The sequence below is a fragment of the Aeromonas sp. HMWF014 genome (genome assembly GCF_963878295.1).
In the GTDB taxonomy this organism is placed as follows: domain Bacteria; phylum Pseudomonadota; class Gammaproteobacteria; order Enterobacterales; family Aeromonadaceae; genus Aeromonas; species Aeromonas popoffii.
This window is the reverse complement of the sequence record NZ_CAWNYS010000540.1, coordinates 1-3,473: the sequence shown is the minus strand read 5'-3', so window position 1 is coordinate 3,473 and position 3,473 is coordinate 1. Positions and strand designations below refer to the sequence as shown.

The window sequence follows — 3,473 nt, the reverse complement described above, 5'->3', positions numbered from 1 at the left end:
GTGGTGGTGGGCCACTGGCAGGATGAGGAAGCAAGGAGCAAGATCGGCAACTGGATGCGCATCGCCGCCGCCATTCACGACAGCCGCCACATGAAAATCGCCCGCTTTGGCGACAACATGCGTAACGTGGCCGTCACCGAGGGCGACAAGATTGAAGCCCAGATCCAGTTCGGCTATCAGGTGAACTATCACCCGGTTGGCGATCTGGTGAAGGTCATCGACACCGTGCCCGCCGCCAATATCGACGCGCTGCTGGCCGAGTACGAACAGACCTATACCCTGACCGAAGCGGTGCAGGCCGGCGGGCCACTGCGCGCGTCCCTCTATGAAGCCGCGCGCCAGGAGCTGGGGATGAAAAAATTTCTCACCGAGGGCGGCTTTGGCGCCTTCACCACCACCTTCGAGGATCTCCATGGCCTGCACCAGCTGCCTGGGATGGCCTGCCAGCGCCTGATGCAGCAAGGCTTCGGCTTCGGGGCCGAAGGGGACTGGAAGACGGCGGCCCTGCTGCGCACCCTCAAGGTGATGGGAACAGGCCTTGCGGGCGGCACCTCCTTCATGGAGGACTACACCTACCACCTGGAGGCGGGCAACAACCTGGTGCTGGGTGCCCACATGCTGGAGGTGTGCCCCTCTATCGCCGCAAGTAAACCCGTGCTGGACGTCCAACACCTGGGGATAGGCAAGAAGGCCGACCCGGCCCGACTGCTATTCGCGGTGCCTGCCGGCAAGGCGGTCAATGCCAGCCTCATCGATCTGGGCAACCGCTTCCGGCTGGTGGTCAATCAGCTGGAGGTGGTGGACTTGCCAGAGGCCATGCCGAAATTACCGGTGGCAAGCGCCCTGTGGAAGCCCATGCCGGACCTTCAAACCAGCGCCGAGGCCTGGATCCTGGCGGGCGCCGCCCACCACTCGGTGTTCACCCAGTCGGTGGAGATCGAGCAGCTGCGCACCTTCGCCGACATCATGGGCATAGAGTTCGTGGAGATCGACGAGCACACCCGGATCCCGGAGCTCAAGCAGACACTCCAGTGGAACGAGGTCTATTACAAGATCTGCCGCTGATCCCTTAATCAGCCAGCAGCCACCACCATGACAGCAGCCCCGCCAGCGGGGCTGCTTCCTTCTCTATTCCACATACCTGCCAGACGACTCTTGCTACCTCATCATCCCTTGCCTGTCCAATAAACCAGCAGCCGGGCTGTCTGCCCTTCGCTCGGCCTGCGCTATGGTTTACCATGCAGGTAATCGTGGTGCATGGCACCGCCCACTCAGGTGCGTGGCACCACCGCATCAGACACCCATCTCGGAACTTATGAGCAAAACAGCACAATCCGGCATTGAGCCCACCTTCTACTTCCACGATTACGAGACCTTCGGCATCAGCCCGGCGAAGGACAGGCCGGCGCAGTTCGCCGGCATTCGTACCGATGCAGATTTCAACCTCATCGGCGAGCCACTGGTCATCTATTGCAAGCCGCCGGCAGATTATTTGCCGGATCCGGAAGCCTGCCTGATCACTGGCATCACGCCGCAAAAGGCGATGAAAGACGGACTGTGCGAGGCGGATTTCATCCGCCAGATCCACGAACAGTTTGCCACCCCGAATACCTGCGTGCTGGGCTACAACAGCATCCGCTTCGATGACGAGGTAACGCGCTACACCCTCTATCGCAACTTCTATGACCCCTACGCCTACAGTTGGCAAAACGGCAACTCCCGCTGGGACATACTCGACATGCTGCGGGCCTGCTATGCCCTGCGCCCGGAGGGGATCGAGTGGGCATTTGACGAGGAGGGCAAACCGAGTTTCAGGCTGGAGAAGCTGACGGTGGCCAACGGCGTGGCTCACGCCAATGCCCACGATGCGCTCTCCGATGTGCTGGCTACCATAGAGATGGCCAAGCTGGTGAAAAAGGCCCAGCCCAAGTTGTTTAACTATCTGTTTGACCTTCGCAACAAGAACAAGGTTAAAGCACTGATCGACGTGGTGACTATGAAGCCACTGACCCATGTCTCCGGCATGTTCTCCCCCTGGCAGGGGTGCGTGAGCTGGGTGTCGCCGCTCGCCTGGCACCCCAGTAACCAGAATGCGGTGATCATGGTGGATTTGACCCGTGATCCGACCCCGCTCATCGCGCTCTCCAGCGACGAGATCCGCGAGCGGCTCTATACCCGCAAGGATGAGCTGGGAGATCTGGCGGCCATTCCGGTCAAGCTGGTGCACATCAACAAGTGCCCGGTGCTGGCGCCAGCGGCCACCCTGACCGCCGAGCGCGCCGACGAGCTTGGCATCGACCGGGAGCAGTGCCGCAAGAGCCTGGATCTGCTGCGAGCTCATCCCGAGGTGCGGGAAAAACTGGTGGAGGTGTTCAATCAGGAATTCGCGGGCAACAATGACTCGGATCCGGATACCCAGCTCTACGCCGGTTTCTTCGGCCACGGCGACAAGGCCACTATGGATCTGGTGCGTGCCACCCCGGCCGAACTGTTAGGGGAGCGGGAATTTGCCTTCACAGACGCGCGTTTGCCCCAGATGCTGTTCCGCTACCGCGCCCGCAACTGGCCGCACACCCTGAGCGAGGCGGAGCAGAAGCGATGGCGCCTGCACTGCAGCGACTACTTCAGCCGCCGCCTGCCGGACTACGCTCCTCGCCTCGAGGCACTGGCCGAGCAGAATCAGGGTAATGAGCGGAACTTTGCGATTCTCAAGAGCCTCTATCACTACCTCGAAGATCTGTGAGATGTGATCGGCTTCACAGTTAAATATCGGTCTGTTCCCCTCGCCCAAGACATAATGGGAAGGGGAGCTAAGACTCCTGAAGTTTCAATTATTTGTGCGCTAATATTGGATTAACGGCCTTTGACTATCGACCCTTGGGGATGCCTCGTCTGATGCGTTCAGGATTATCCGGTTTCGGCTTGCTCGTCTGCTCCCTGCTGCCTTCGGCCTGCATGGCAGGCGTGCGTTTTGATGTGCCCGACTATTTGCTGCAACTGCCGCAGCAAACTTATGAGCTGATCGAGAGCAACTTCAGCCGCCTCTATCTGCAGACCGACTTCACTCCCCAGATCACCAACAGCTATTTCAACCGATCCGATCTCTACAACTTTGTCGGCGTGCCGCTGGCCATCACCCCCCAGGCCGGTTTTCAGCTGGAGGTGTTTGGTCAGCTCTACAATCGCGCCTCCCAGAGCTATGTGCACATGAGCCAGGACATGTCGCTCTATCGCATGATCCGGGCCGACATGATTGGCAACACCAATGATGAGGTCGCCATCGGCATGGGGCTCGGCATGCCCCTCAGCCCGCAGTTCACCTTCAAGGCACTGCTCTCCAGCAACGAGATCCCGGGCTATGGCGCCGCCAATTACGCCATCGGCTTCGAGTGGTGTTACTGATCCCCCGACATTTATGCCCCCTTTGCGAATAATTCAGGCTCCCATGGGAGCCTGAATTATGCTCGCCAATG

3 protein-coding genes are annotated in these 3,473 nt (G+C 59.9%); all 3 read left to right on the top strand.

Going from position 1 to position 3,473, the window contains the following annotated elements; genetic code table 11:
- Nucleotides 1-1,065, top strand: a 1,065-nt coding sequence (locus AAC083_RS21050) for an L-arabinose isomerase family protein (protein WP_258224805.1), incomplete at its 5' end; no start/stop codon positions are given.
- A gap of 250 nt (nt 1,066-1,315) precedes the next feature.
- Nucleotides 1,316-2,743, top strand: a complete 1,428-nt coding sequence (sbcB, locus tag AAC083_RS21045; protein ID WP_108537631.1) for an exodeoxyribonuclease I — start codon at nt 1,316-1,318, stop codon at nt 2,741-2,743.
- Between the two features lie 152 nt (nt 2,744-2,895).
- Nucleotides 2,896-3,402, top strand: coding sequence for a hypothetical protein (locus tag AAC083_RS21040; RefSeq protein ID WP_108537630.1), 507 nt, complete (start codon nt 2,896-2,898; stop codon nt 3,400-3,402).
- The last annotated feature ends 71 nt before the right edge of the window (nt 3,403-3,473 follow it).

What these genes read in the sequence shown, in the direction of transcription:
- sbcB (WP_108537631.1), top strand. Translation starts at nt 1,316, where the DNA reads ATGAGCAAAACAGCACAATCCGGCATTGAGCCCACCTTCTACTTCCAC.
- AAC083_RS21040 (WP_108537630.1), top strand. Translation starts at nt 2,896, where the DNA reads ATGCGTTCAGGATTATCCGGTTTCGGCTTGCTCGTCTGCTCCCTGCTG.